Source organism: Streptomyces sp. SudanB182_2057 (assembly GCF_964272715.1).
GTDB classification, from domain to species: Bacteria; Actinomycetota; Actinomycetes; order Streptomycetales; family Streptomycetaceae; genus Streptomyces; species Streptomyces rubradiris.
This window is the reverse complement of the sequence record NZ_OZ186798.1, coordinates 1,232,656-1,255,803: the sequence shown is the minus strand read 5'-3', so window position 1 is coordinate 1,255,803 and position 23,148 is coordinate 1,232,656. Positions and strand designations below refer to the sequence as shown.

Annotated in this window: 19 protein-coding genes and 2 pseudogenes; 10 read left to right on the top strand and 11 right to left on the bottom strand. The window is 72.1% G+C overall.

Going from position 1 to position 23,148, the window contains the following annotated elements:
* The first annotated feature begins 98 nt into the window (after window positions 1–98).
* From ACSURM_RS05135 to ACSURM_RS05115, 5 genes are all read left to right on the top strand, one after another.
* Window positions 99–1,070, top strand: coding sequence for an N-acetyltransferase family protein (locus tag ACSURM_RS05135; RefSeq protein ID WP_436953755.1), 972 nt, complete (start codon window positions 99–101; stop codon window positions 1,068–1,070).
* Window positions 1,067–2,377, top strand: a complete 1,311-nt coding sequence (locus ACSURM_RS05130) for an ABC transporter substrate-binding protein (RefSeq protein WP_436953754.1) — start codon at window positions 1,067–1,069, stop codon at window positions 2,375–2,377. Before ACSURM_RS05135 ends, ACSURM_RS05130 begins: the two co-directional genes overlap by 4 nt.
* Window positions 2,371–3,330, top strand: a complete 960-nt coding sequence (locus tag ACSURM_RS05125) for a carbohydrate ABC transporter permease (protein ID WP_436953753.1) — start codon at window positions 2,371–2,373, stop codon at window positions 3,328–3,330. Before ACSURM_RS05130 ends, ACSURM_RS05125 begins: the two co-directional genes overlap by 7 nt.
* Window positions 3,327–4,193 carry a carbohydrate ABC transporter permease gene (locus ACSURM_RS05120; RefSeq protein WP_436953752.1) on the top strand — a complete coding sequence of 289 codons (867 nt, stop codon included), beginning with the start codon at window positions 3,327–3,329 and terminating at the stop codon, window positions 4,191–4,193. The genes ACSURM_RS05125 and ACSURM_RS05120 overlap by 4 nt, the downstream gene beginning before the upstream one ends.
* A gap of 116 nt (window positions 4,194–4,309) precedes the next feature.
* A complete protein-coding gene (locus ACSURM_RS05115; protein WP_436953751.1) occupies window positions 4,310–5,119 on the top strand; it encodes a LytR/AlgR family response regulator transcription factor in 810 nt (269 codons plus the stop codon).
* Window positions 5,120–5,137: 18 nt separating this feature from the next.
* Here ACSURM_RS05115 and ACSURM_RS05110 read toward each other — a convergent pair whose 3' ends face one another.
* Genes ACSURM_RS05110 through ACSURM_RS05095 form a run of 4 tightly spaced genes read right to left on the bottom strand, consistent with a single transcriptional unit; the run spans window position 5,138 to window position 7,646 of the window.
* Window positions 5,138–5,365: a hypothetical protein gene (locus ACSURM_RS05110; protein ID WP_436953750.1), complete on the bottom strand. Its 228-nt coding sequence runs from the start codon at window positions 5,363–5,365 to the stop codon at window positions 5,138–5,140.
* 58 nt (window positions 5,366–5,423) lie between these two features.
* The gene (locus ACSURM_RS05105) at window positions 5,424–5,984 is read right to left on the bottom strand and encodes a nitroreductase family protein (RefSeq protein WP_436953749.1); all 561 of its coding nucleotides are present in this window, start codon (window positions 5,982–5,984) and stop codon (window positions 5,424–5,426) included.
* A 59-nt stretch (window positions 5,985–6,043) separates the two neighbouring features.
* Window positions 6,044–6,958 (bottom strand): EamA family transporter, encoded by a 915-nt coding sequence (locus tag ACSURM_RS05100; protein WP_436953748.1) that lies wholly within the window; start codon window positions 6,956–6,958, stop codon window positions 6,044–6,046.
* A 34-nt stretch (window positions 6,959–6,992) separates the two neighbouring features.
* Window positions 6,993–7,646: an iron-containing redox enzyme family protein gene (locus ACSURM_RS05095; protein WP_436953747.1), complete on the bottom strand. Its 654-nt coding sequence runs from the start codon at window positions 7,644–7,646 to the stop codon at window positions 6,993–6,995.
* Between the two features lie 226 nt (window positions 7,647–7,872).
* Between ACSURM_RS05095 and ACSURM_RS05090 the strand changes: the two genes are divergently transcribed.
* The gene (locus ACSURM_RS05090) at window positions 7,873–8,436 is read left to right on the top strand and encodes a CGNR zinc finger domain-containing protein (protein WP_436953746.1); all 564 of its coding nucleotides are present in this window, start codon (window positions 7,873–7,875) and stop codon (window positions 8,434–8,436) included.
* A 141-nt stretch (window positions 8,437–8,577) separates the two neighbouring features.
* Here the strand turns inward: ACSURM_RS05090 and ACSURM_RS05085 are convergent.
* A pseudogene (locus ACSURM_RS05085) lies at window positions 8,578–9,361 on the bottom strand (lanthionine synthetase C family protein).
* Window positions 9,362–9,596: 235 nt separating this feature from the next.
* Window positions 9,597–9,963, bottom strand: a pseudogene (locus ACSURM_RS05080) (lantibiotic dehydratase); the annotation flags it as partial.
* A 703-nt stretch (window positions 9,964–10,666) separates the two neighbouring features.
* On the opposite strand from ACSURM_RS05080, the gene ACSURM_RS05075 reads away from it, so the two are divergent.
* Window positions 10,667–12,091 (top strand): APC family permease, encoded by a 1,425-nt coding sequence (locus ACSURM_RS05075; protein WP_436953745.1) that lies wholly within the window; start codon window positions 10,667–10,669, stop codon window positions 12,089–12,091.
* Window positions 12,092–12,192: 101 nt separating this feature from the next.
* Here ACSURM_RS05075 and ACSURM_RS05070 read toward each other — a convergent pair whose 3' ends face one another.
* From ACSURM_RS05070 to ACSURM_RS05060, 3 genes are all read right to left on the bottom strand, one after another.
* On the bottom strand, window positions 12,193–13,239 hold the full coding sequence (locus tag ACSURM_RS05070; RefSeq protein ID WP_436953744.1) for an amidohydrolase family protein: 1,047 nt from the start codon (window positions 13,237–13,239) through the stop codon (window positions 12,193–12,195).
* A 361-nt stretch (window positions 13,240–13,600) separates the two neighbouring features.
* Window positions 13,601–14,233 carry a TetR/AcrR family transcriptional regulator gene (locus ACSURM_RS05065; RefSeq protein ID WP_436953743.1) on the bottom strand — a complete coding sequence of 211 codons (633 nt, stop codon included), beginning with the start codon at window positions 14,231–14,233 and terminating at the stop codon, window positions 13,601–13,603.
* 148 nt (window positions 14,234–14,381) lie between these two features.
* The gene (locus ACSURM_RS05060) at window positions 14,382–14,807 is read right to left on the bottom strand and encodes a cold-shock protein (RefSeq protein ID WP_436953742.1); all 426 of its coding nucleotides are present in this window, start codon (window positions 14,805–14,807) and stop codon (window positions 14,382–14,384) included.
* Between the two features lie 120 nt (window positions 14,808–14,927).
* On the opposite strand from ACSURM_RS05060, the gene ACSURM_RS05055 reads away from it, so the two are divergent.
* The 3 genes from ACSURM_RS05055 (at window position 14,928) to ACSURM_RS05045 (ending at window position 17,259) form a co-directional block, all read left to right on the top strand.
* Window positions 14,928–15,383: a hypothetical protein gene (locus ACSURM_RS05055; protein WP_436953741.1), complete on the top strand. Its 456-nt coding sequence runs from the start codon at window positions 14,928–14,930 to the stop codon at window positions 15,381–15,383.
* Window positions 15,384–15,464: 81 nt separating this feature from the next.
* A complete protein-coding gene (locus ACSURM_RS05050) occupies window positions 15,465–16,517 on the top strand; it encodes a GlxA family transcriptional regulator (protein ID WP_436953740.1) in 1,053 nt (350 codons plus the stop codon).
* Window positions 16,465–17,259 carry a DJ-1/PfpI family protein gene (locus tag ACSURM_RS05045; RefSeq protein ID WP_436953739.1) on the top strand — a complete coding sequence of 265 codons (795 nt, stop codon included), beginning with the start codon at window positions 16,465–16,467 and terminating at the stop codon, window positions 17,257–17,259. The genes ACSURM_RS05050 and ACSURM_RS05045 overlap by 53 nt, the downstream gene beginning before the upstream one ends.
* Before the next feature lie 55 nt (window positions 17,260–17,314).
* On the opposite strand, the gene ACSURM_RS05040 is transcribed toward ACSURM_RS05045, so the two are convergent.
* Window positions 17,315–20,680 (bottom strand): LamG-like jellyroll fold domain-containing protein, encoded by a 3,366-nt coding sequence (locus ACSURM_RS05040; RefSeq protein ID WP_436953738.1) that lies wholly within the window; start codon window positions 20,678–20,680, stop codon window positions 17,315–17,317.
* Window positions 20,681–20,864: 184 nt separating this feature from the next.
* Window positions 20,865–22,838 carry a tachylectin-related carbohydrate-binding protein gene (locus tag ACSURM_RS05035; protein ID WP_436953737.1) on the bottom strand — a complete coding sequence of 658 codons (1,974 nt, stop codon included), beginning with the start codon at window positions 22,836–22,838 and terminating at the stop codon, window positions 20,865–20,867.
* Window positions 22,839–23,148 lie beyond the last annotated feature (310 nt).

Here is a 23,148-nt window from a genome sequence, read left to right as displayed (position 1 = left end):
GGCTCGACATTCCCGGACGGACCAGTAGATTTCCAGCCACCGTTTCGACAGGCCGCCCGGCAGCCGGGGGCACAGGACGAGCCAGACGGGGGCACAGGATGAGCCAGCACGACGGGGCCGTGCTCCGCGGCTTCCGCACGGGTGACGGACCGGGCGTGGTGGAGGCGTGGCGCCGCAGCGCGCCGGCCGACCCCCTCACCCCCGGCCGGTTCCGCTCCCTGGTCCTGCTGGACGCCAACTTCGACCCGGAAGGGCTCCGGGTAGCCGTGACCGGCGGCCGGATCGCCGGCGCCGCCTACGCGGTGCGCCGGCTGGTCCCGCAGGCCGGCACCGACCTGGAGCCGGAGCAGGGCTGGATCCCGTTCTTCTTCGTCGACCCCGCCGCCCGCGGCCGCGGCCTCGGCCGGCGGCTGCTGACCGACGCCCTCGACTGGCTGCGCGGCCACGGCCGCACCCGGGTCGACTTCGCGTCGTACACCCCGAACTACCTCCTGCCCGGCCTGGACACCGGCACCTACCCGGAAGCGGCCGGGCTCCTCGCCTCGCTCGGCTTCCGCACGCTGTACGAGGCGGCGGCCATGGACCGCGGCCTGGTCGGCTACCGCCTCCCGGACGAGGTCGCCCGCCGCCGGGACGAGCTGACGGCCCGCGGCTACCGGTTCGCCACCCCGGCCGACGACGACCTGGTGGACCTGATCGCGCTCGTCGGGGCCCACTTCCACGCCGACTGGGCCCGCGCGATCCGCGAGTGCTGCGCCGCGGGCGCCCCGCTGGACCGGATCGTCGTCGCCCGCGACCCCTCGGGTCGGCCGGCCGGCTGGGCGATGCACGGGGCGTACGAGGGGGCCGTCGAGCGGTTCGGCCCCTTCGGGGTGCGCGAGGACCTGCGCGGCACGGGCGTCGGCAAGGTCCTCCTCCACCTGGTCCTGGAGCGGATGCGGGCGCACGGCGCGCACGGCGCCTGGTTCCTGTGGACCGGCGAGGACTCCCCGGCGGGCCACCTGTACCGCGCGGCCGGCTTCACCACCACCCGGGTGTTCCGCGTACTGCGCCGCGAGGCCGCCCGGTGACGCCGAGCCGCCGCCACTTCGCGCTCGCCCTCCCCTCGGCGCTGCTCGCCGCCGGCTGCGCCGCCCCGCACCGGGGCACCGGGCGGCCCGGCGACCCCGTCGTCCTCACCCTGCTGTCCCACTACGCGAGCGGCACGCTCCGCCGGGCCCTCCAGGGCCCGGTCGACGAGTGGAACGCCACCCACGACCGGGTCAAGGTCCGCACCAAGGCCGTCGAGTTCACCGACCTGCTGACCACGTTCATGGTCCGGCAGGCGGCGGGCCAGGGCGCCGACATCCTCCACCCGTACTGCCTGTGGAACGGCCAGCTGGTGCGCGCCGGAGTGCTGCGGCCCGCGCCGCCCGAGCACGCCGAGCGGATCCGGCGCGACTACGGCGCCGCCGCCGTCGGCGCCGTGACGGTGGACGGCACGGTCTACGGCTATCCCACCGAGGCCCAGACGTATGCCCTCTACTACAACCGGCGGCTGCTGCGCGAGGCCGGCGCCGACGGCCCGCCGGCCACCTGGCCGGAGCTGGAGGAGGCCGCCTACCGCACCACCCGGCGCGACCGGTACGGCAACCCCCTCGTCCAGGGGTTCGGGCTGTCGGCGAACGACGACGCCACCACCGTCGGCCAGACCCTCGCCCTGCTGCACGCCGCCGGCGGACGCTTCGTCACCCCCGACGGCAGGTCCACCGCCATCGACTCGCCGGCCGGCCGCGCCGCGCTCGCCCTGGAGCACCGGCTCGTCACCCGCGGGGCGAGCGCCCCCGCCGTCAACGTCTACCAGGCCTTCCCGTCCGGGCGGGTGGCCATGGTGGTCGGCGCCGGCTGGTGGACCGGCAGCCTGAGGCCCCTGATGGGCGGCGACTACCGGGACGTCGGCGTCGCCCCCGTGCCCGTCCCCGCGCCGGGCGCCCGGCCCGCCACCCTCGCCACCGGCTTCATGCTCGGCGTCAACACGGCCAGCCGGCACCCGCGCGAGGCATGGGAGTTCCTGCGCTGGCTCAACGCCGACCGGGTGCCCGCGCGCAAGGGCGCCGCGGCCACCCGGATGAGCGCCCTCCAGGTGTCCGTCGGCACGCTCACCGCCCGCGCCGACGACATGCGCGCGCTCCTCGGCACGGGCGGCGACCCGAACCTGCGCCCGTTCCTGGACGCGCTGGACTACGCCGTACCGGAGCCGAACGGGCCGGGCGCGGCCCGGGCCAAGACGCTGCTGCGCAAGAACATCGAGGCGCTGTGGACCGGCCGGCAGTCGGTCGAGGAGACGCTGCGCACCACCCGCCGCCAGGTCGACCAGGAGGTGTCCCGGCCATGGTGAACGTCCTGACCCCGCGGACGCCCGAGCGGGCTCCGGACCCGCCACCCGGCACGCCCGCCGGTCACGGCCGCCGCCGGGGCCGGCACCGCGAGACGGCCGTCGCCTACCTCTTCCTGGCCCCGGCGCTGCTGTTCTTCGCGGTCTTCCTGCTCCTGCCGCTCGGCTTCGCGGTGCTGCTGTCGCTCTCCCGCTGGACCGGCTTCGACCTCGGCGCCATCGAACCGGTGGGCCCGGCCAACTTCGCCGCCCTCTTCGCCGGCGGGTCGACGTTCCTGGTGCCGGTCCTCACCAACACGCTGCTGTTCGCGGTGGGCACCGTGGCGCTGGCCCTGACCGGCTCGGTGACCGTCGCCACGTGCGTCGACCGGCTGCGCTTCCAGGGGCTGTGGCGCACCCTGTACTTCCTGCCGATCGTCACGACCGTCGTCGCCGTCGGCAACGTCTGGAAGTACATGTACGAGCCGGGCGGCCTGGCCAACGGCGTCCTCAACGCGCTCGGGCTCGGCTCGGTGGCGTTCCTCCAGGACCCGGACACCGCGCTGCCCTCGGTCGTGGTCGTGCAGGCATGGGCCTCGCTCGGTTCGGCGATCCTCGTGCTGACCGCCGGGCTGAAGTCCATCCCCGCCTCCTACCACGAGGCCGCCGCGCTGGACGGCGCCGGGCCCGGCACCGTCTTCTGGCGGATCACCCTGCCGCTGCTGCGGCCGTCCCTGCTGTTCGTGTGCGTCACCCAGTTCCTCACCGGCCTGCAGTCCTTCGCGCTGATCACCGTGATGACCAGGGGCGGCCCGGGCGACGCCACCGACGTGGCCGCGCTGGAGATGTACCGGCGGGCCTTCGAGCACGGCGACTGGGGCACGGCGAGCGCCGCCGCGTTCGTGCTGTTCGCCGTGGTCCTCGTGGTCACCCTGGCCCAGTTGTGGGTCTTCCGCCGGGCGGGGGAGGACGCGTGAGGCGGCGCTTCCCGTGGCTGTCGTACCTGGTCGTGGTGGCCGGCGCCCTGCTCACGGTGGTGCCCTTCCTGGACATGGTGATGACGTCCTTCAAGGGGCCCGGCGAGGCGGGCACGCTGCCGTACCGGTTCCTGCCGAAGGCGTTCGCGCTGTCCAACTACCGTGCCGCGATGGATCAGCTGAACCTGCCGGTGCTCTTCCGCAACAGCGTCGTCGTCACCACCGTGATCACCGCTTCGGTGCTGCTCACCTCGTCGCTCGCGGGCTACGCGCTGGCCAGACTCCGCTTCCCCGGGCGGGACCTCGTCTTCCGGCTGGTGCTGGCCACCATGATGTTCCCGCCGTTCCTCTTCCTCATCCCGCGCTTCCTGATCCTGGTGCACTGGCCGCTGGCGGGCGGCAACGACCTGCTCGGGCGCGGCGGCGCGGGCCTGACCGTCAGCATCGCGGCCCTCGCCGTGCCGTTCCTGGTCAACGGCTTCGGGATCTTCCTGACCCGCCAGTTCATGCTGTCCCTGCCCGACGAGGTGCTGGAGGCCGCCCGCATCGACGGGGCCGGCGAGTTCACGGTGTGGTGGCGGATCGTGGTGCCGCAGACCAAGCCGGTGCTGGTCACTCTCGGGCTGCTGACCTTCGTCGACGCCTGGAACGAGTACATCTGGGCGCTGCTCGTCTCGACCGCCAACCCGGACCTGATGACCCTGCCGGTCGGCGTCCAGCTGCTGCGGGACCACGTCGACCCGGCCCGTACGATGCCCGTCGTCATGGCCGGACTCGTGCTGAGCGTCCTGCCGGTGCTGGTGCTGTTCCTGCTGCTGCAGAAGCACTACATCCGCGGCGTCATGCTCAGCGGCCTCAAGTAACGATTCGCGTCCCCCGGGCATCACGGCCCGGACACACCACGGTGCGCGATCTCGACGCCGGTGAACGGCTGGACCACCATGGGGGAGCGGTCGAGGACGAGAGGAGCTGTGCGCACATGGGGGTGAGCGACGCGCCCTTGCGCGTCCTGGCCGTGGACGACGAACGACCCGCGCTCGACGAACTGCTGTACCTGCTGGGCGAGGATCCCCGGGTCGGCACGGCCGTGCCCGCGCGGGACGCCACCCAGGCGCTGCGCCGGCTGGACGACGCCCGCACCCGGGACCCGGACGGCCCGGAGGGCTTCGACGTCGTCTTCCTCGACATCGGCATGCCCGGCCTGAGCGGTCTCGAACTGGCCCGTACCCTCGGCGGGTTCACCGCGCCGCCGCTGATCGTCTTCGTCACCGCCTACGAGGACTTCGCCGTGCGCGCCTTCGACCTCAAGGCGGTCGACTACCTGCTCAAACCGCTGCGCAAGGAGCGCTTCGCCGAGGCCGTACGGCGCGTCGCCGAACTGGTCCGGGCCGGTCAGGGCCCCCGCCCGGCCGGACCCCCGGCTCCCGCGCCCACCGCACCCGGCACCGGCGGCCACGTGCCCGTGGAACTCGGCGGAGTGACCCGGTTCGTGCCCCTCGCCGACATCACCCACGTCGAGGCGCAGGGCGACTACGCGCGGCTGCACACCGGCGAGGGCAGCCATCTGGTGCGGATCCCGCTGTCCACCCTGGAGGAACAGTGGCGCGCGCACGGCTTCGTACGGATCCACCGCAGCCGGCTGGTCGCCCTCGGCCGGATCGAGGAACTCCGCGTGGAGGGCGGCAACCTGACGGTCCGCATCGGTGACCGGACGCTCGCCGTGAGCCGCCGCAACGCCCGCGACCTGCGCGACCTGCTGACCGGCCGGGCGACCGGCCGGGCCCGCTGAGGCCGGCCCGGACCCGGCTCACCCGACTCCGCGGCGGCCCCCGCGGCGGGCCGGGGCGCGGCCGGTGCCCGAGGGGACGCTCTTCAGCAGGTCACCGTCACGGAGCACGGTGATGCATCCGCAGGCCGACAGGCAGTACTCGATGTAGCCGGCGGACGTCCGGTGCCGTGACAGCAGGACCCACTCCGCGCCCTCCGTGGCCGGCGACAAGCAGACGGGACAGCGATCGATGCCGGAGTCATCCATATCGCCACCCTGAGGCAATGGCCTAAGTGCGTTCAACCATTACATGGCCGGTGGGCGCCTACCCCTGTGCCCGGCCGGACGGCAGCCGGCTCAGCCGGTCGGACACATCGTGCAACGGGCGGCGGCGCCTGGACGCGTCCGACCGGGCCGTGCCGATGTACAGCCAGCCCAGGCAGCGCTCCGCTTCCCCCAGCCCCAGCAACCGCCGCACGGCGGGCGCCTGTACGCCGGCCCCGGTTCTCCAGATGCTGCCGTAGCCCCGGGAGTGCAGCAGGAGCATCAGGGAGTGGGTCATGGCGCTGGTGGCGGCGAGCTGCTCCCACTCCGGCACCTTGTGTGCCCGGGCCGGGGCGAACACGAGCGAGGCCAGCAGAGGGGCGCGCCGGGTCTTGGCCGCCGCCTGTGAGCGGCGTTCCTCGGGCGCCGCCGCTGCGAAGCAGGCTCCGAGCTCCTCGCGGTCCGCGCCGCGCAGGAGTATCCAGCGCCACGGACGCAGCAGACCGTGGTCCGGAGCGGTGGCGGCCACCTTCAGCAAGTAGGCGAACTCCTCGTCCCCGGGAGCGGGATCGACGAGATGGTGCTCACTGCGCCGGGTCAGCAGTGCTGTGAAGACATCCATGGACTCGCTTCCTCTCGGTTCGAGCGGCTGGCGGCCCGTCGCCGGATCCTTCGGGAACGTCAGGACCGCAGCGTTCCTGATCCCGACTTCGTGGCGGATTCCGCCGGACCGCGGTCGGCGCGGCCCGGGGCGGACCTGACCGACCACGCTCCGGCGACGACGACCAGCGCGATGGCCGCGCACTGACGCACGGTGACGTGCTCACCGAGCACCACGAAACCCACACAGGCGCCGACGGCGGGGCTCATGGCCAGCAGAACGCCGAACGCCCGTACGTCGATGCGTCGCAGTGCCGTCATGTCCAGGGAGTACGGGATCAAGGAGGAGAGAACGGCCACCAGAAGGCCGATCAGCAGAAGGTGCGGATGCCGGGCGACGGTGGCTCCGTGGGTCACGGCTGCCACCGGGGTCAGCAGGCAGGCACCGACGGCCAGGGCGACGGCCAGGCCGCTCCAGTCGTCGAAGAGCAGTCCCACCCGCCGGTTGAGCACGACGTAGGCCGCACGGCACGCGGCGGCCAGAGCCCCCGTCAGCAGTCCGGCCAAGGGGAGATCGGCGCCGGGAGAGGCCAGCAGCACCACGCCCGTCAACGCCATCAGGGCGCCCGCCATGTCACGCCAGTGCCTCGACATGGCGACGGACACGACCACGGGGCCCAACAGCTCTATGGTCGAGGCGACGCCGATCGGCAGGTAGGTGATCGCCTGGAAGTAGGCGACGTTCATGGTGGCGAAGACCACCCCCAGCGCGATGGCCGCCCGCCACTGGCGGGGCGCCATCGCGCTGGGGCGGGGGCGGACGAGCACGCATACGATGACCGCGGAGAACAACAACCGCATGCCGGCAAGCGCTATGGCGCCCACTTCGTCGTATGCGCCCTTGGCGACGGCCGATCCGAGCTGCAGGCTGCTGATCTGCGCCAGCACCAGCAGCGGAGGGACCCATCGGCCGCGGTGGGCGTGTCGTGCGTTCACAGCGGCTCAGCGCTCTCCCGTCCTCGCCCGTCGGTCAGGCCGCCGCGGCCCGGCGGGTCATCTCCGAGGCGACACCGCGCCAGTACTCGGCGGTGAGCTCCACGAAGCGCGTGAAGCCCTGGGTCACCACCGCCAGATCGCTCTCGTCGCGGCAGACGGCGGCCGCGGACTTCACGGCCTGGACCTTGTGGTCCTTCTCGGCCTCTCCGATGTGCACGTAGAAGTACTCGCAGGCCTCGTGGAAGTCGTCGTCCGTCTCGTAGACGCTCTTGTAGTTGCGCACCCCCTCGTAGAGGCGCGTGAGCATCGAGTAGGCCAGGTGCTCCTGAGCCAGCAGGGCTCCCTGCACCACGCGCTGGTCCTCCGACTCGAACAGCGCGCGCTGTCCCGTGCTGAACGCCCGCGTGGTGTCCAGCGCGGGCGCCTCGCGGATCTCCCGGGCCGGGACCGGCGCCCCCTTCATCCGCGTCAGCAGGTCACTGAGGAAGCCCTCCAGCAGCACCAGGTGGGCCTTCGACGCATCGCCGTTGCCGTACTCGGAGTACAGGTTCTTCACGCACTCGACCCGTGCCTCCAGGTCGCTGGTGTTCAGCACCGACAGGGCCACCATGACGCTCGTGTTGACGGTACGAGCCAGGTACTGCTCGGCGAAGACGCGCACTTCCGGGTAAGTCAGGGGCCCACCCATCCAACGGGAGTAGAACTCGTTGTTCAGGGCCTCGCTCGAGCGAACGGAGGCAGCCAGTTTCTCCACTGACTGCTCGATGACCACGGGCATGCTTTCCTGGCTGAGAACGGACATGTGCTGCGTTGACACCTACTTCGGTCGGTTGTCTTCTGCACGTGCCATACCAGCGGCCATACCCGAAAAGAAATAGCCGCTGGCACGTGACAAAGCATGCTCTAATGATGCTATGCAATTCAACCCTTACGGCGGAGAAGCCGCCCGGCTCGCAGCGGATCTGGCCAACTGCACGGACCCCGTCGGGCCCCGGGAGCTGGAACCGATCCTCGCGGCGCACGGCGTCGAACACCGGACTCTCACACCGCGGCAGGCAGTCGATATAGGGGAGTGGAGCCGACGGCTCGCCCACTGTTTCGGCGACCAACCGCTGGAGCAACGATGCGAAAGGATCAACGAGTTATTGGCAAGCGCCGCCGGCACCCCCCACATTTCGCTCCACGACGGTACCCCGCACATGCACTACAGCGCTCCGGGATCGGATCCGGCCGCCCACATCAAGGCGATCACCGCCGCCGGTCTGTCCTATGTCGTCTGTTCCGCCGCGCCGTCCAGGCTCGGCCGTTGCGCACGCCGCGTCTGCCGACTGGCGTTCGTGGACACGTCCCGCAATGGCCGCCGTGCCTACTGCTCCGTGCGGTGCGCCAACAACGACGCGGTGGCCCGGCACCGGGCCAATGGTAACGCCGATACCGGCTCGGCCGGTACACACCGTCGAGGACTTTACGCGCGTTGATGACGCACTTTTATGGCGCGCGGTGAACGCGAAATGCGGCAGTCGGCCGAAAAAGACCCCTCCATCAGCGCGATGTGCGACGCGGTCGACCGGCGCCCGCGACCCGGCCGCCGCACCCGGTCACGGGCGCCGGCGGCCACGTCACGCCAGGCGGAGCGCGGTGTCCCGGGTGCCGGAGCCCGGACGGGCCCCGCCGCGCGCGTCGGCGTACGACAGCAACGTCGGAGCCACGCCGCCGGCGCCTTGCAGCAGCCCCGGTTCGTCGAGTTCGGGACCCTTTCCGTGCGAGGACAGCGGGTAGCGGCAGCCGAACGCAGTGGCGGGGCCGAAGCCGCCGGCGAGATCGGCCGCCAGGCGGTCGGCGCCCTGCCACGGCTCCGGACGACCGGTGTCCTCCGCCATCCGTACCGTCACCAGCAGAACCCCCGCCCGGCCGTGGCAGAACGTGGGATCCGGCATCGCGGCACGGCCGTGGGCCCGGCGGAAGACGGACCGCATCGCCTCGACGCCCGCCTCGGACAGCTCCCGGTCGCCCAGTGCCCGGCCCGCCAGGTACAGCGCGCGTGCCACCGGCGGCTCCGTAACACCAGTCCGACCGCGGTGCGACCGGCGCGGGGGCGCGGGACCCGGTCTCCTCCTCGAAGGAGACCCGGCCGGGCCGGTACACGCCTTCCTCGCCGACCACGCGTTTGCCCATCACCCAGTCGCCCATGGTGCGCATCGCGTCCAGCATGGCGGGCCGGACGTGTCCGTTCTCGTACGCCATGGCGAGCAACGACAGGGGGCCGCAGATGCCGTGCGACACACCGACGTTGAAGTCGCCGAGCGGATAGGCCGCCTTGTCCGCTTCCGGCACCCACTCCAGCCGTGGGTTGGTCCACCAGCCGGGTACCTGTCTCCCGTGGGCCCGCAGGGGGCGCGCCATCCGGATCAGCACGTCCAGTACGTCCCGCAGGGCGTCCAAGGACGCCGCGTCTCCCCGCGCGGCCCCGGGCACGGGGCAGGCCGAGCCCGCGCACGTCGTCGAGGACTTCCAGGACCGGCACGGTCCGGTCCGTGCCGGACCGTTCCATGAAGCGTTCGTGGTAGGCGCGCAAAGGAAGCGGAACGGGCTTCCGGCTTGGCGGCGTCGAACGTTCTCAAGGCCTTCCGCACCCCGCGCAGCTTCGCGACGACGGGATGGTCGAGTCCGTCGAGCCGGTCCAGGAGATGGGTGAGGGGGCAACCGCAGTCGGTCGGCGGCTCCACGTCGGTGAGCAGGAAACGGCCGCCCACGAGCTGCTCCAGGCACCGCTCGATCGCCTCGTCGTCGACCTGCGGGAACCGGTCGCGTACCGCTCGGGTCAGGGCGTACCAGCTCACCGGCTCCCGCGCCGCCCGTAAGACCGTACGGACGACGGAGGTGTGGCGGACCGAGGGCGCCAGCTTGTCGCCGGAAGCGCTGTGGAAGTCGACGAGCGTGAGCCTTCCGTCGCGCACCGTGTGCAAGTTGTTCGTCACCAGGCGGGCGAGTTCGACCGCCGCCATGAACGCGGGTACCGACGCCAGTTCTGTCACCTGCCGGCGCATTTCCGCGTCGCCGTACTCATCGGCCCGGGAGAGCGGTGCGCCGTCATCTCCCGGGCGCGCGGCGCTTTCCCGCGGAGTCGGCAGAGCGGAGGCGCGCAGTAAAACCGGTCCCGCACACTCGAACCGTGGACTACCGGTCTCCTGCACGATCCGCTCCCCTCCATGCGTCTTTCGTCCGCCGGGAATTCCCCGGCCTGACGGATCCGACGGGCCCGGCGGGCGGGGCACTGAGCCCCGCCCGCCGAGTCGTCACTCTTCGGTGAAACAGAACCCGCCGCAGGACACCCAGCAGAAGGTGGTGCAGGTGCCGGTCGCGCGCGACACCAGCTCCGTCTCCTCCAGCGTTTCGACCTCCAAGTCGAATTCATGACCGCTGCGAAGAACGCGAGAACGCTTCGAAAAAGACGACATGAAAAGACGCCTCCTGGCTCGGTCTACTCCATATCGCGACGGTGACAGAAAGCCCGCGATATGCGTACTGTCTCAGGAGGGAAGAAGAACCGCGCGACCGCTCTCGAGCGGAGGCGCGCAGAGCGGACAGCGGTTCGGTGCCGGGTACGCCGATTCGTTGACCATGGGGCCAGCCTGATGCAACGGTCTGTTGCACGACAACCCTTACAGCGGGGAGATCCCTCGACCGCACCACGACAAGGAGTGCCGCATGTCCCGCCAGGACTTACCGGGTTCGTCCGCCGTGGACACCGATGGCCGGCCCGAACTGAAACGGGCGATGGGCCCGGGCCTGTTGCTGCTGTTCGTCATCGGTGACATCCTCGGGACCGGGATCTACGCGCTGACCGGGCAGGTCGCGGGGGAGGTCGGGGGCGCGGCATGGCTGCCGTTCCTCATCGCCTTCGCCGTCGCGCTGGTCTCCGCCTGTTCCTACCTGGAGTTGGTCACCAAGTACCCGCAGGCTGCGGGCGCCGCGCTGTACGTGCACAAGGCGTTCGGCAAGCACTTCCTGTCCTTCCTGGTGTGCTTCACCGTGATGTGCTCCGGGATCACCTCGGCGTCCGCCGCCTCGCGGGCGTTCGCGGCGAACCTGGTGACGGGCTTTGGATTCGACGCGGGGAACGTTCTCGTGATGCTGATCGCCCTCGGTTTCATGGGCTTGGTGCTGCTCGTCAACCTCCGGGGTGTCGCCGAGAGCCTCAAGATCAACGTCGTGCTGACCGCGGTGGAGCTGTCCGGCCTGCTCCTCGTCGTCCTGATCAGCGGGTACTTCATCGCGGGCGGGAACGCTGACTTCTCCCGTGCCGTCGCCTTCGAAACCGCCTCGGACAAGGGCGTGTTCCTGGCGGTGAGCACCGCGACGTCGCTGGCCTTCTTCGCGATGGTCGGCTTCGAGGACTCGGTCAACATGGCGGAGGAGACCAAGAACCCGGAACGGGTCTTCCCCCGCGTGATGTTCACCGGTCTGGGCATCGTCGGACTGGTCTACGTCCTGGTGTCCGTCTGCGCCGTCGCCGTCGTCCCCGTCGGCCGGCTGGCCTCGAGCGAGACGCCGTTGGCGACGGTGGTGCAGACGGCCGCTCCCGACTTCCCCATCGCCGACCTGCTGCCGTTCATCTCCATGTTCGCGGTGGGCAACTCCGCCCTGATCAATATGCTGATGGCCAGCCGCCTGCTGTACGGCATGAGCAAACAGGGAGTGCTGCCGCCGTTCCTGTCCAGGGTGCACGCCGTACGGCGCACACCTCAGGCGGCGATCCTGTTCACCACCGCCATCGCCTTCGGCCTGATCGCCTTCGTCTCGCTGAACCCCGACAGCTCGGTCGTCGCCCTGCTGGGCGGGACGACGTCACTGCTCCTGCTCACGGTGTTCGCCAGCGTCAACCTCTCGGTCCTCGTCCTGCGCCGGGACAGGGCCGCCGGGTGGCACTTCAAGGCAGGCCGCCTGCTGCCCGTAGTGGGCATGGTCACCTGCGTCTACCTGGTCCTTCCCTGGTCCTCGGGACGCCCCGCCGACCAGTACCGCGTCGCCGGGGTCCTGCTGCTGGTCGGTGTGGCCCTCTGGGCGATCACCTGGCTCACCCGGCGCGGCGCCCCCGTCCCCGACGGGCGGGACGAGGCCGAGGCGCACTGAACGGTGGGGCGGCTCCGCGGTCACGTCCATGAGCCGGCCGTGGCTTCACCGGCGAACGCGCGGGCGGCGGGGGCCGCGCTGCGTGGCGCTCCGCCGGCCGCTCAGTCGGCGCCCGGCTGGACCAGCTTGAACGCGAGCCGGGCACCGGCCCGGTGCACCGACTGGCGCAGCCGCGCGCTCAGGGGCCGGGCCGGCGCCGCGGGCGGCCTGGCGGCCAGGCGGGGGAAGAGCGCCTCGGCGTTGGTGCGGCTGACGGCGGTCAGGGTGCCCGGGTCCACGTGGGTGTCCAGACCGGCGGTGAAGTACTGCCCGGCGGCGGTGGGCGCGAACGGCCAGTCGCTGCCGAACAGGACGTGCCCGGGCCGGGCGAAGCCCAGCAGGGTGGGCAGGGCCGCCGGGCTGGAGGAGAGCGCGGTGTCGAAGTAGAAGGACCGGAAGTCGTCCAGCACGTCCAGCGGGCAGCGCCCGGTGTCGTTCGCGATGGTGACGGCCATGCGGTGGGAGGCGTACGGCACGAAGCCGCCGCCGTGGCTCAGCACGAACCGGATGTTCGGGTGGTCGCGCACGATGCCGCCCCGCACCAGGAGGTAGGCGGCGCGGGTGGTGTCGAGCAGGAAGTCGGCGGCGAACGGCGGGATGTCCTTGATCGCGGGCGCCGGCAGCTCGGCCGGGTGGACGAACACCACCGCGCCGTGCTCGTCCAGGCACCGCCACAGCGCGTCCTGGCCGGGCGCGCCCAGGTAGACGCCCTGGGTGTTGGCGAGCAGGGTGACCCCGTCCGCCCCCAGCGAGAGCAGGGACCGGCGGGCCTCGTTCACGGCGGCTTCGGCGTCCGGCATGGGCAGGGTGGCGAACCAGCCGAAGCGGCCGGGGTGGTCGGCGGCCAGGGCGGCGGAGAAGTCGTTGAGCCGGCGGGCCAGGCCGGCGGCCTCGGCCGGGTCGGTGAGGAAGCCGGTGCCGGGCGTCGAGACGGACACCATCGCGGTGGCGGTGCCCAGCAGGTCCATCGCCTCCAGCGCGGCCCCGGGGTTCCAGTCGGGCAGGGCGCGGCCACCCGCCTCGGCGATGCCCGCCTGGGCGAGCAGGGCACCGTAGAAGGGCGGTGTGACGTGCTGATGGACGTCGATCCGGCGAAGTGCGGCGGGCATGCGGTGACCTGCTGACTCTCTCTCGGGGATGGATTTCCGGACGGCGCGGGCGGGCGGCGGTGGTCCGCCGGACGTCACCGGCACCGGGCCGAGACGGCCGGGGCGCGCCTCGACCGGCCCGGCCGGCGACGGCGCCGGGCGCGGCGGTCGAGACGCCGGGTGAGGTCCGCGGACCGGGGTCCGGGGTGCCGCCGTAACCGGTGGGGACGTCCGGCCGGCACCGGGACGCAGGCCCGGACCGCCCCTCCGCCCCGGAGCCGGAGGCGCCCGGGGCGTCCGCACCGCGACCGGCCGGCGCACGCGGGTCCGGTGGCCCCGCTCGGTCGCGGGGCGGACTCCGCGCGCCGCCGGCCGGCCGGGGTCATCGCGCGCTCTCCGCTGCCATGCGCAGGCCCGTCTCGTACACCAGCCGGGCGTGGAACTGGAACATCTCCACCAGGTCGATGCTGTCGCCGTTGAACTCCCGCTGGACGAACAGCCCGTCGGCCCCGGCGATGGCATAGGTGGTGAGGACGCGCACCGCGTCGTCGTCCAACTGCGGCAGCACGAACCGGACGACTTCCTCGATCCGCTGCCGGGCGATGTGCCGGACCTGGAAGAACACCGTCCGGCTGCGGGGCTCCTCGGGCCGCCGCTCCAGGGCGAGCATGAGGCCGAGACGCAGGAAGTCCGGCTCGTTCACCAGCGACTTGGCCACGTTCGCCGCCATGATCACGGCCCGGTCCAGGGGAGTTCCGGCTTCCTCGCCGGGCAGCTCGACGGCCGCGAGCCAGGTCTCGAAGCTGCGCTCGATGACCGCGGCGATCAGGTCGTCCTTGTCCCTGAAGTGCCAGTAGATCGAGCTGGCCGGCAATCCGCACCGGGCACTGACCGCCGCGATCGACGTGCCGTCGTACCCGCGTTCGCCCGCGATGGCCACCGCCGCGTCGAGGATGCGCTGCCGCGACTCCACGCCGTTGGCGCGTTTCTTGCCACTCGTCCGCGGCCCGGTCATGCAGAAGACCCTTCCGTCGCCCCGCTCTTGACCCTGTCGAGCGCCGATCTTACCGTAATGCCTGCTCCAATTGGAGCAGGCATTACAGCAAGTCGCGGACCGAAACCGGGCCGACGGCCCCGCACGGGACGGCCGCGTCAGTGCCGGATCAGTACTCGACCCAGCCGTGGCTCTCGCCGAACTTCACCAGGGCGGCGCGGATGCCGAGGATCTGCTCCGCGGTCAGCAGCGGACTCGCGTTCAGCAGCAGCTCCGTCACCTCCCGCCGGTACTCGGCGGCGCTGAGCACGTCGCACATCGGCTGGCCGGACTCGTCCAGCACCACCGGCCGCGACGCCGCGCCCGGCCGCCGCGGCACGCCGGGCTCGACGCCCTCGGCGAGCCGGATGTTCGACGCCTTCGGCCCCCGCTCGCCGTTCTCCACGTCGAATTCCACGACCAGGCCCGGGCGCACGTACTCCTCGGGGATCAGCAGATCGTTCACGTGCAGGAAGACATCCTCTCCGCCGCCTTCCGGCGCGACGAACCCGTAACCGCGCGAACTGTCGAAACGGACGACACGACCCGCGACCATGCGGAACCCCCAACTCCTCGACACCACACACCATCCGGGACCTGGCCCGGAAACCGTGTACGGATGGTAGCCGCGCACCGCCGCCGCCCGGCGGCCCTCCAGTCGGGCATGATCGGGGCCATGGAGCACGCACACCTGCCGACCACCGAGGCAGCGGTCACCGCGATACGCGCGCTGGCGGAGGAGTTCCGGCTGTCGCTGTCGGTCACCGACGACATCGGGGCGGACCGCACGTCACGCCGCACCTCGGCCCCGCTGTTCACCGCCACCGACCCCGACGGCTCGCTGCCGCACGAGGCGTTCGTGGAGCTCGCGGGCCCGCCGTCGGTGAGCGTCCGTCTCTTCCCCGAGGACGACGCGAAGATCACCGTCGAGGGCGTGGAGTTCCACGACGTCCCCCGCGACACCGTCCCCGCCTTCCTCCGCTCCGTCTACGGCGGACTGGCCTTCACCAAGGGCCGGCTGTTCCCGCCCGGCCAGTGGCTCGTCGTCCCGCTGCCCGGCGACGAGACGTACAAGGAACCGGTCCCGTTCTCCCTCCTGACCCCCTGGCTCGCCCGGGACCCCCGTCGCTAGCGAGTCCTCGCTTCCGGGCCGTTCCGTACCGGCGGCCCCGCCGCTGTGATGGGGTGGGACCCGAAGAGGGGGTACGGAGACATGGACGGTCAGCGGCGCGTTCTCATCGTGGCCTATGACAACGCGCAGATCCTCGACATCGCCTGTCCCAGCAGTGCCTTGGACATCGCCAACCGCTACGGCGCGGCGCCGCCGTACGCCATCGAGCTGGCCACCCTCGGCCGCCGGGCCGCCCGCAGCTCGGCGGGGATCCTGGTGGGCGCCGGGCAGGACCTGAAGACGGTGACGGGCCCGCTGGACACACTGATCGTCGTGGGCGGCGTCGGCTGCGAGGACGCGGCGGCGGACGAACCGCTCCTGCGCCAGGTGCGCCGGCTGGCCGCCCGCAGCCGGCGGGTGGCGTCCGTCTGCACCGGCGCCTATGTGCTGGCCGCGGCCGGCCTGCTGGACCACAGACGGGTGACGACGCACTGGGGCTGGGGCGAACGGCTCGCCGAACGGCACCCCGCCGTGGCCGTGGACGTGAGCCCCCTGTGCATCCGCGACGGCAACGTCTACACCTCGGCCGGCGTCACCAGCGCGCTCGACCTGACCCTGTCGCTGATCGAGGACGACCACGGGCCGACGCTGGCCCGCGCCGTCGCCCGGGAACTCGTCACCCCGCTGCACCGCGCCGCCGACCAGGCGCAGATATCGGTGTTCCTGGCCGCCCCGCCACCCCAGGACCGGCTGGTCCGGGACCTGATGGGCTATGTCTCCGGCCATCTGTCCGAGGACCTCGCGCCCGCCGCCCTGGCCCGCCGGGCGGGGATCAGCACCCGCCATCTGACCCGCCTGTTCACCGCCCACCTCGGTACCACCCCGGCCCGGGCGGTGCGCGTGGCCCGCATCGAGGCGGCGGCGCAACTCGCGCGGTCCAGCGGGCTTCCGCTCGCGGCCATCGCCCGCCGCTGCGGGTTCGGGTCGGCACAGACCCTGCGGCAGGCGTTCCTCGACCACTACGGGGTCACGGGGGACACGATGCGCAGGATGCCGGACATGCCGCCGCCCCTCGCCGTGCCCGGGCGGCAGACTCCGGGACATGACCGACAGCACGCGCACAGCGCACAGCACGCGGCACTCGACGACCCGTAGGAACGTCCTGCGCGGCACTGTGGCCACCGCCGCCCTCGCGGCCACGACGACGGCCCCGGCCGGACCGGCCCACGCCGCGCCGCCGGCCGGCGACGGCCCGCGGATCGGCATCCTCCTCTACGACGGCTTCAGCCTGCTGGACCCCACCGGCCCCGCGGAGGTCCTGTCCCGGCTGCCCGGCGCCACCGTGACCATGATCGCCGAGCGGCGCGGCGCGGTCCGCACGGACACCGGGGACGTGGCCCTGGTCGCCGAGCGCTCCCTCGACGAGGTGGACCGCCTCGATGTCCTGCTCGTCCCGGGGGCGGGCAACCGCGGCACCGTGGCGGCGATGAACAACCCGGCCCTGCTGGACTGGATCCGCCGGATCCACCGGCACACCCGGTGGACGACCTCGGTGTGCACCGGAAGCCTCGTCCTGGCCGCCGCGGGACTGCTGGACGGGCGGCGGGCGACGACCTACTGGGCCTCCGCCGAGTACCTGGAGTCCACGTTCGACGTCACCTACCTGCCCCGCCGCTACGTACACTCCGGGAAGATCATCACCGCGGCCGGGGTGTCGGCGGGCATCGACATGGCCCTGTACCTGGCGTCCCTGCTCGCCGGCACCGACACCGCGAAGGCGGCCCAGCTCGCCATCGAGTACGACCCGCGGCCCCCCTACGACGCGGGCGACGCCACCCGGGCCGACGCCCGCCTGAAGGAGCGGGCCCTGAGACTGCTGGAGGAATCGCAGGGGTAGACCGAGGACGAGACGCGAGCCGCCGCCCACCCCCGCGAACGGCAGGCGGCCCCGCTCACATCCGGGCGTACGGCTGGGGTGACAGCGTCTCGAAGGGGAGACGGGCGGTGGTGGCCGTCCCGGTGTCGGCGTTGGACGTGCGCAGGGCGGTCAGCTCCGGCTCCGTCAGTGCGCGCCGCACCAGGCGGAACTCGTCCAGCGAGCCCTTGAACCGGTCGTAGCCGTCCGGGCTGGTCCCCAGATGAAGGCCGAGCACGGCGAAGCCGTCGTCGTACGTCACCGAGCCGGCCGGGGCCGCGGCCTCGCCGGGCGGTCCGCCGTCCACCGACAGGCTCAGCTTTCCGCCCGCGCGCTGGAGTACCACGTGGTGCCAGGCGCCGTCGCCGAAGGCGTAGGCCGCGCTCGGATCGGTGGCATGGACGAGGGTGGTGGCCGTCTCCGTCTGCAGCAGGGCGGTGAGCCGGTCCTGGCCGGGCTGGGCCCGCAGCCACAGCTGCCGTTCCGCGCCGCCGATCCCGTAGGCCCAGAAGACGACCTGGTTGGCGCCGGACTGACCGGCCGTGTAGCGCACCCAGGTCGCCACGGTGAAGTCACGGGAACCGAGGGCCTCGTCCGCGCCGTACGGCAGCTCGACGGAGTCGTCCGTGCCGTCCAGGGCCAGTCCGGCGCCGAACCGGCCACCGCCCGCGGAGGCCACGGGCCGGGCCCCGCCGCGTACGAAGGCGTGGTTGCAGTGTGCCGAGGAGTCGGGAGTCGCCGGGCCCGCGGCCGGCCGGGCCACCAGGTGAGCCTCGGTGTGGCCGTTCTCCATGGTCCATGACAGGGCGGACCGGTCGGCCGGGTAGCCGCCCGTGGAACCGACGACGGACTGCGCGGCCCTCGTCAGCTCGTCCGTCGTCAACGCCCGCTTGTACAGCCGGACTTCGTCAAGGGAGCCGGTGAACGGGATGAAGTTGCCCGGCTTGGAGCCGACCCGCAGCCCCTCCGGTGTCGCCGTCGAGGTGAGGGCACCGGACAGCCCGGTCGCCTCGGCGGCCGTCGTTCCGTCCACGCTCAGCCGCAGCGTGCCACCGCTCCGGCTGACCGCGAGCAGGTGCCAGGCGCCGTCCCCGAAGGCGGCCGACGGGCCGGGGTCGCTCAGCGCCACCTGCCGCGCCCCCGCGGGTGTCTCCGCCCACGCGAGCAGCCGCCGCTCGGACGGCTGCGCGCGCACCCACAGCGAGGGTTCACCGGAGACCGAGCCGTAGGCCCACAGCAGCGCGGCGTTCGGGTCGGTCTCGGTCAGGGTGTGCCGGAACCACAGGGTGTAGGTGAAGTCGCCGGCGCCCACGTCGAGGGCCGGCAGATAGGGCACCTCGACCCCGGGCCGGGACGCCGAGACGGAGATCGCGCCTTTGCCGACCCGGCCGGCCACCTCACCGGGCGGCCCGCCGAGGAGGGTGCCGTCGGCGCAGTGCCCCGAGACGTCGTCCTCGATCCCGACCGAGGTCAGTGCCGGCACATCGGCCGTGTCGATCACCTGGAACGGAAGCCGCGCACCGAGCAGGCCCTCCGCGGCAGGGGCCGAGTTCGCCGTGCGCAACTCCGCGAGCTGGGCATCGGTCAGCGCGCCGCGGTACACCCGGAACTCGTCCAGGCCGCCGCCGAAGGGGTCACCGGCCGTGCTGTCGGGCTTGGCCCCGAGCCGGATCCCGTCGACCCCGTCGGCGCGGTCGGCGCTCACCGACCCGGCCACGCCGGTGGCCTGCGCCGAGGACGTGCCGTCCACCGAGAGCGTGATCCGGTCGCCGTCGCGCACCAGCGTCAGATGGTGCCAGGCGTCGTCGCCGAAGGCGGCCGGGGTGCCGGAGCCGGTCAGCGCGACGGAGGCGCCGCCGCCGGTGCCCTGCACCCACGCGTACAGCCGGTTCAGGCCGGGCTGGGCGCGCACCCACACCTGCGGCTTCGTCGCGCCGTACCCGTAGGCCCACATCAGCACCCGCTGCTGGGTGTCGCCGGGCTGCGCCCTGTACTTGAAGAACATCGAGTAGGTGAAGTCGCCGTCGCCCGGGTCGATTCCCGGCGCGTACGGCACGTCGGCGTACTCACCCGCGCCGTCGAGAGCCAGACCCTGCTCCCAGCGGCCCGCGCCGAGCGCGGAACCCCCCGCGAGATAGGCGTCGTTGGCGTCCGAGGTGGTGTCCGGGGTGGTGCGGCCCGCCGCCCGGGACGGCTGCGGGTGGACCGCGCCGGTGAAGGTGCCCGGCACGCCGGCCGCCGCCGGGGTGAAGCGGTTGAAGTAGATGTTGGCCGCGGAGAAGCCGTCACCGCCCTCGTAGACCAGGCCGATCTCGCCGTCGGTCAGCTCGACGAGGTCCGAGTAGCCGGCCCGCTTGGCGTTGACCTGCGCGGCGTCCTGCCAGGTGGTGCCGCGGTCCGTGGAGTAGCGGATCCGCATGTTCTGCCGGTCCGTCGGGTGCGAGGGCGCCGAGAGGACGAGCGTGTCTCCGGGAGTGGCCTGATAGGTCCGCTCCAGCGCCAGGACCGACGCCTGCGCCTCGGGCGCGGTCAGCGAGGGGACGACCTGCTGCACGGGCACGCTCGCGCCGGCGTCGGTGCTGACGGCATGCGTACGGTGCCCGGACGACGTGCCGTTGTTGTTGCGGGCGTTGATGTACACATGGCCGTTGTCGAGTTCGGCGACGGTGGGTTCGCCCGGCGCGATTCCGGGCCCGGAGGAGTCGGGCGTGGCGCTCGCGAACCACTCCTCGCCGTCGTCGCTGTAGAGTACACCGACGTACTCGCCGTCCCTGCCCGACCGGGGCTGGGACTCGTACGCCCCCACCACCAGCCGCCCCGCCTTGTCGCCGTGCCTGAGCTGGATGCCGTGCGCGGGGCCGGTGCCGAACCAGCCGTCCCGCGGGTTCACCAGTCGCGGCAGGGGCTTCGGGGCGCCGAAGGTCAGCCCGTCGTCCGTGCTGCGCTGGACGTAGGGCAGCCGTTTGCCGCCCGGCTCGGCCGGTTCCGCCGTGGAGAGCAGGTGGACGACGCCGGTGCGCAGGTCGGCGACGGGAGAGGGATTGCCGCGCGTGTAAGGAGTCTCCGGGTCGGTGTCGCTGCCGGTGAGCGCCACGCGGACGGGGCCCCAGGTGCGGCCGCCGTTGGTGGAGCGGCGGACGACGATGTCGATGGCGCCCCGGTCGGCGCAGGAGGGCGAGCGCCGGGCCTCCGCGAAGGCGAGCAGCGTGCCCGTCTTCGTGCGGACGATCGTGGGTATGCGGAAACATCCGTATCCGGCGGTCCCGGAGCGGAAGAGGATCTGTTCGGTGCCGATGAGGCCGTCGGCCGACGGCTGTGTGCCGCCGGCGACGGCGGGCGGCGCGAGCGCTCCGAGGAGGAGCAGGAGCAGGGGTATGAGGACGCGTATGCGTGAGCGGGACACGGCGGCGCGGACCTTTCTGGAGCGGTGCGGGCCCGTGGCGGGCCCCGGCCGTGAACAGACCGCCGCCCGGTCCGCCCCGTCCCCGTGCCGACGGGACGGAAGGAAAGCGGGGCGGAGCGGGCGGCTGCGGAGGAGGGGCGGCCGACGGGCCGCCGGAGCCTTCGCTACGGCTTCTGCGGCGTGATCACTCGGCCGGCGGGGCGGGCAGCTCGTAGCCCCGGAAGTCCGGCGCGTCGGCGGCGGCGCGCATCGCGCTGAGCGAAGAGGTCCCGTCGACCGCGAACATAAGAGTCCGGTTGTCGGCGGTGCGGAAGGTGAAGGCCCAGGCCACACGGTCGGAGACGGTGTAGGAGTAGGCGGTCGGCTCGGTGGCCGCCGCGTCGTCCTGGTGGGTCCTCGCCGTCCAGGTGCGCCACTCGGGGCTGCCCTGAGTGATCTCACCGGTGTTGTACACGAGGTTGTCGGTGCCCCGGACGACGATCTCGGTGAGACCGGTCAGCGGGGAGAGCACCGCGCTGGGGGACCCCTGCGCGGTCATGCCGGGGATGGTGTCCCACGTGCCGTAGGCGCCGCCTGCGACGGATTGGCCGGAGGTGATCACGTTGCCGTTGGTGTCGGTGGCGAAGAGGCGGATGCGGTAGCCGGGGTAGACGACGACGGACGGGGCGCCCGTGACCGCCGGGCTGCCGAGGGAGGTCCACGCGGAGAGGGTGCCGTCCTCCTTGAAGAGGGCGGTGCTCAGCGTTCCGGAGCCGTTCTGGGCGAAGAGCTGGATGCCGTCGCGCATGGTGACGGCGCGGAGGGAGCCGGTGAAGCCGGTGCCGGAGAGCCGCATCCAGCCCATGAAGTCGACGTTGGCGCGCTGCTGGACGCGGTACCAGGGCGTGCCGTTGGCGTCGAGGGCGAACTGCGTCATCAGCCCGCTCGGCGTCTTGCCGGTGACGGGGTGCTGGGCCATGGCGCCGCCCAGGTCTATCCAGTCGCTCCAGTCGACTGCGCCCTGGGCGGACTGGTTGCGCTGCCAGACCCTGCCGGAGATGTTGTGGGCGGTGACGACGACACGGCCGTCGGTGTGTGTGGAGAGCGACGGAGTTCCGGCGAAGGCCTCCTGGCCGGAGATCACCGACCACTGGGCGCCGTGGATGTCGACCGGATCGACGCGGGCATGCATCAGGCGTCCGACGTTGTCGGTGTAGACGAACTGCAGTTTGCCGTCGGGGCCCTGCATCACGGTGTTGGGGGTGTACGACTCCAATGGCACCGAGATCGCCGCAGGGGTATGGTTGTTGAGGATCCGGCAGGCGTCCGGGGCGCCCGCGACATTGGTGTAGTCGTCCCAGCCGGCGGTGCCGGCGGTGGTCTTGTAGACGGGGAAGTCGCGGATGTTCTCGTCGAACCGGTAGTAGTGGGCCTGGCCGGCGGCGTTGACGCCGAGCAGGGTGTCCCCGCCGATCGACGTGATGCCCTTGGTGTACAGGTTCCAGTCCGCGAGGCTCTCCACGACATGGCGCTCGATCCAGCGCTGGCTGGCGAAGTCGTAGCGGGAGCGGTAGAGCTTGCCGTCGGTGGCCGAGCGCCCGTAGAGCACGCCGGCGTCCGCCGCGACGATCAGGTTGTAGCGGTCCCAGTCCTGGTCGAGGATCTTGCCGCTGCCGGCGACCCAGGCGCCGTCCGCCACGTCGTACTTGTACGCGCGCAGTGCCCCGGCGTTGTCGAGCACCCATATCCAGCCACCGCGGTCGATGGTCACCTGGTTGCGGTCCTCGGCCTTGGTCAGCCAGCCGAAGTTGTCGCTGATCTTCTTGTGGTGGATGTCCCAGGTGGCGGTGGAGCTGATCCGGTGGCTGAGATAGAGCCCGTCGGACTTGATGCCGTAGAACTGCGCCGACGGCCCGGCCAGCATGCGGCCGTATCCGGACCAGCCCGTGTCGATCTGCGTGGGGGTGCTCAGGCTGCCGCCCGCGAGCGGTGTCGGCATGTCGTAACGGAACAGCTTGCCCGCGGAGTCGAGCGCGTAGGCGGGGCCCGTGGTGGTGCAGGACGCGGACTCGGCGGCGTGCGCGGTACCGGGCGCCGCGACGAGCAGCGGCATCGTGGCGGCGATCGCGGTCGCCAGGACGGACCAGCGTGTTGTTCGAGGCGATGAGTCGAGAGTCATGCCGACGGACATTAGGCAGCTTTTGGTAAACGCTGCGGTGGCGGATAGATGAACTTCATGATCTTGGAGCTTTCGATTCCATGAACATGAAGATTCCGTGGGGAAGTCCGGGAATCCGCCCCCTCCTGGACAACTCGCTTCACGGATGGCCGGATTCGCTCCGGGTTGTGATGGTCACGGAAAGATCACGCCCAGATGAATGGTCTGGGCAACGGGTCGACAAAGAGGCCGACGAGCCGTCAGGCTCCCCTCAATTCTTTGTATTTCCCGTGGGGGGACTGTGCCGGTGTATCGAATACGCGCGCGCAAA